Annotated in this window: 2 protein-coding genes; both read left to right on the forward strand. The window is 48.7% G+C overall.

Annotation, left to right across the window (positions count from 1 at the left end):
- The coding region (locus LDL35_RS14730; protein WP_304023811.1) for a PKD domain-containing protein at positions 1–2599 on the forward strand (2599 nt) is incomplete at its 5' end.
- 107 nt (positions 2600–2706) lie between these two features.
- Positions 2707–4194, forward strand: a complete 1488-nt coding sequence (locus tag LDL35_RS14735; RefSeq protein WP_304023814.1) for an MFS transporter — start codon at positions 2707–2709, stop codon at positions 4192–4194.
- Positions 4195–4276 lie beyond the last annotated feature (82 nt).

Below are 4276 nucleotides of genomic sequence, written 5' to 3' on the forward strand. Positions count from 1 at the left end.
TGTAACCTTCACCGATCTGTCGAAGAATGGCCCGACAGCATGGAAATGGACCTTTGGTGACGGAAGCTCTTCAACAGAGCAGAACCCGGTATACACCTACACGGTGCCTGGAACATACGATGTCACCCTGAACTGCAGTAACAGTGCCGGTTCAGATCAGATAACAAAACCACAGTTTATCCATGCCCAGCCTGCAGTCATTGCCCCGGTTGCCAAATTCAAAGGCGAACCCCGGAACGGAACTGCTCCGCTCAGGGTAACCTTCACCGATCTCTCAGAGAATGGGCCGACCAGCTGGGAGTGGAACTTTGGTGACAGTCAGGTTTCAACCGAACAAAATCCGGTTCACGTGTATGAGAAGGCAGGAAAGTACACCGTATCACTGACGGTCAAAAACTCTGCAGGGACTGACACATTGGTTGAACAGAATTATATCATCGTCAATGAGCCGGTTCTTCCGCCATGTGCAGACTTCTCCGGTGCTCCTCGGGAAGGAAAAGCCCCGCTTACGGTGACTTTCCTTGACCTCTCAAAGAACAATCCGAAACAGTGGTACTGGAAATTCGGTGATGGAACAACCTCCGAGGAACGAAACCCGGTTCACACGTATGCCGCTGAAGGAAAATACACCGTTGAACTGACAGTCAGCAATGAAGGCGGAGCAGACACCAAGATTGCACCAGATTACATCACCGTAACTGCTCCCGGTTTCCCGCCGGATGCACAATTCAGAGGATTCCCAACCTCCGGAACCGCTCCTCTGACCGTAAGCTTTACCGATCTCTCAACCGGAGATCCGACCAAGTGGAGCTGGGAGTTTGGTGACGGATCAGTATCCAGCGATAAGCATCCGGAACACACCTACACGACTCCCGGAGAGTACTCGGTTACCCTGACGGTTGAGAATCCGTTCGGTATGTCCACCGAACTCCGTGAGAAGTATATCCGGGTGTTTGAAAAACCGGTTCCGCTCAAAGCCTCCTTTATGGGAGAGCCAACCTCCGGAAAGGAGCCCCTGACGGTTCAGTTTACTGATCTTTCAACAGGCAATCCTGAAACCTGGATGTGGAACTTTGGCGATGATCAGACCTCAACTGAGAAGAATCCGGTTCATGTCTATACCAAGGCAGGTGTCTATACCGTATTCCTGACAGTGACCAGAGGAGAGGATCGGTCCAGTGAGATCAGGTACCAGTATATTACCGTCCTTCCGGCTGGAAAACCACCGGTACCTGACTTTGTCGCATCTCCGACAACCGGATATGCCCCGCTTGATGTGCAGTTCACGGATCTTTCAACCGACAAGCCAACCGCCTGGAGATGGGACTTTGGTGATGGGCAGTCATCCTCAGAGCAACACCCGGTTCACCGGTATATGACTCCTGGTTCATACACCGTATGCCTTGAAGCATCGAATGAATTCGGCTCTGCAGCAACCTGTAAGGATAACCTGATCAAAGTGACCGAGGCACCCCTTGCTCCTGCAGAGTTCTTCGGTAGCATCACCGTTGATGGAAGTCCGGGATGTATCGGGACTATCATCGAGGCACGGGGAAGTGGTATTGATACCGGTATCTTCGGTAATCCAGTCACAACCACGATTGAAGGGGCCTACGGAACACCAGATCCGCTCACGGTCAAGGGAACAATAAAGAACGGAGAGCCAATCACCTTCTGGGTAAAACCACAGGGCAAAATGGACTTTGTCCAGGCAGAATGCTATGATGTGTACGCCGGTACAGAATGGCAGAAATCATATCCATACAAGGGTGGTTCAAAGACCCGGCTGGATCTTCGTGTCGGAGAAGCACCCATTCCGCCAATGCCGGTGCTGCCTCATGAGTTCTATGGAGAAGTAACATCGAACGGTATGCCGATGCCTGTCGGAACCATGATCCTCGTAAAGGGCGACAATGTGGTTGAAGGACACCGTGGCAATCCGCTTGCTGTCACCTCACCTGGAGTGTACGGATTTAATGAACTGAATAAACTGGTTGCACAGGGAGACCTGAAAGCAGGACAGCCGCTCACCTTCTGGGTAATCCCGGCAGGTTCCGGAGAGCCGGTCATGGCACAGGTCAGGGATGTGGATGCAAGCGGTGAATGGGCAAGTTCATATCCATACATCGAGGGAGGACTCACCAGACTTGACATCCGGATTGATGGAGGAACTCCTCCGATCCCGGTTGTTCCCATGACCATATCCGGAACAGCCCTTGTAGATGGAAAGCCCATCACCCCCGGTTCCCTGATTACCGCGGACGGGAAGAATGTCAGGGTTGGTATTGATGGAAACCCGGTCTCTGTTGGAAACAACGGACGGTTCGGTGATGGGAGAAAACTGACAATCCAGGGTGATATCCAGACTGGAAGTCCGATTACCTTCCTCATGTATGATGCAGCATGCGGCAATCAGTATGTGGCTGAGGTAAAAGACCCGCAGACCGGAATCTGGGTTGCCTCTATTCCATTCAAGCCAGGTGCAGATATGGAACTGGAGATAAGATCCAGTTCTATCATTCCGGCAGATAAAAAGAGTAACGAAACACCGGTAATTACTGCGTCTGTCCCTGAAGATGATCAGGTTCAGGCACAGTAAAAATTCAGATTTTCTCTCTTTTTTCTCTTTTTATTACACCATTCTCCAGATATTTCGTGATGATTCATATCATATTCCTTCAAATAGAACCATAGCATACAACGAATATGGATTGTACATCCGTGAACGAGCAAAAAGGATATATCCCTCTCATAATTGCAATATCTCTCGCAATATTCATGGCGTCCCTTGACGGGACCATAGTGAATATCGCTCTTCCTACCATATCAGAATCATTCTCACTCTCATCAAGTGCTGTCTCCTGGGTAGCGACCATCTATCTCCTGGTAATGGCCGGCTGTGTGCTGATCTTTGGTAAGATATCTGATATGATCGGGTTTAAGAGAATATTTTTAACCGGCTTTATCGTCTTTACCATCGGATCATTCTTATGCGGGTCTCTTCCTGACCTGACCGGTTCATTCCTCACTCTTATCGGTTCACGGGCATTTCAGGGTGTAGGTGGTGCTATGATAACTGCGATTGCACCGGCCATGGTTACGGCATTTATTCCGATGAGTATGAAAGGAAAAGCAATGGGTATCATCATGACCATGGCCGGACTTGCAACCGCTATAGGACCTACTGTGGGAGGATTTCTGACCCAGTATCTCTCGTGGCACTGGATATTTTTCATCAATGTTCCGGTTGGGATTATCGCATTACTGCTTGGATTATGGGTGATACCCAGGCAGCAGTCTCACCAGGCTCTGGAAGCATTTGACCGGGCCGGTGCAGGATTGATATTTGTAGGTCTCGCATTTCTGCTGTATGGGTTCTCAGAAGGGACAAATCTTGGATGGACGGATCCGGTAATTATCGGATCTCTTGGACTTGCAGCAGTGCTTCTAGGGTTATTTGTATGGAAAGAACTTCATATTCAAAACCCAATCCTGGAGATCAGGCTCTTTCAGGACAAGAATTTTCTGCTCATCAATCTGGTAATATTCCTGGTCTTTTTCAGTTTTTCAGGAGTAAATTATCTTCTTCCCTTTTACCTTGAATATGTCGGAGGGTACTCAACGTCAGAAGCCGGACTCATCCTGACTGCTCTCTCGGTTGCCATGATGGTTGCCGGCATTATCGCAGGAGTGCTGTATAATCGTCTTGGAGGGAGAATTCTCTCTATTATCGCTGCTGTAGTCCTGCTTATCGGCTATTTCCTGATCACTCATCTGCGGATTGACACCCCGACCGTCTTTGTCACAGTATGTCTGCTCTGTATCGGATTCGGACTTGGTCTCATTATTACTCCCATATCAAACATGATCATGACCTGTGCACCAAAGAAGTATCAGGGTATGGTCTCTTCACTCACCAGTCTTGAACGCTTTGCTCCGATGACTATAGGAATCGCGATTTATAATGTAATTTTTATCCAGGGGATGGCGACAATTGCATCACATTATGATATCACAAAAAATGCTCCGGTCGAAATTCAGATGAAGGTGCTGACCGCCGGATTTGATCTGGCTTTTCTGCTCTCGTTCATCCTCGGAATAGTAATTCTGGTTCTTACCGTCATGGCCCGGTATACGATGCATCCTGATTATCAGGGTGAGGATATAGATGAGATGGGTGCCGGACTGGTCTAGAAAAAAAGGTAAAAATTTAGGTAATCGGAATGGTATATACCTGTTCCTTTGCTTTTGGTTCCTTTTTCGGGATGGTAAGTTC

The sequence above is a fragment of the Methanospirillum hungatei genome, assembly GCF_020216685.1.
GTDB classification, from domain to species: domain Archaea; phylum Halobacteriota; class Methanomicrobia; order Methanomicrobiales; family Methanospirillaceae; genus Methanospirillum; species Methanospirillum hungatei_B.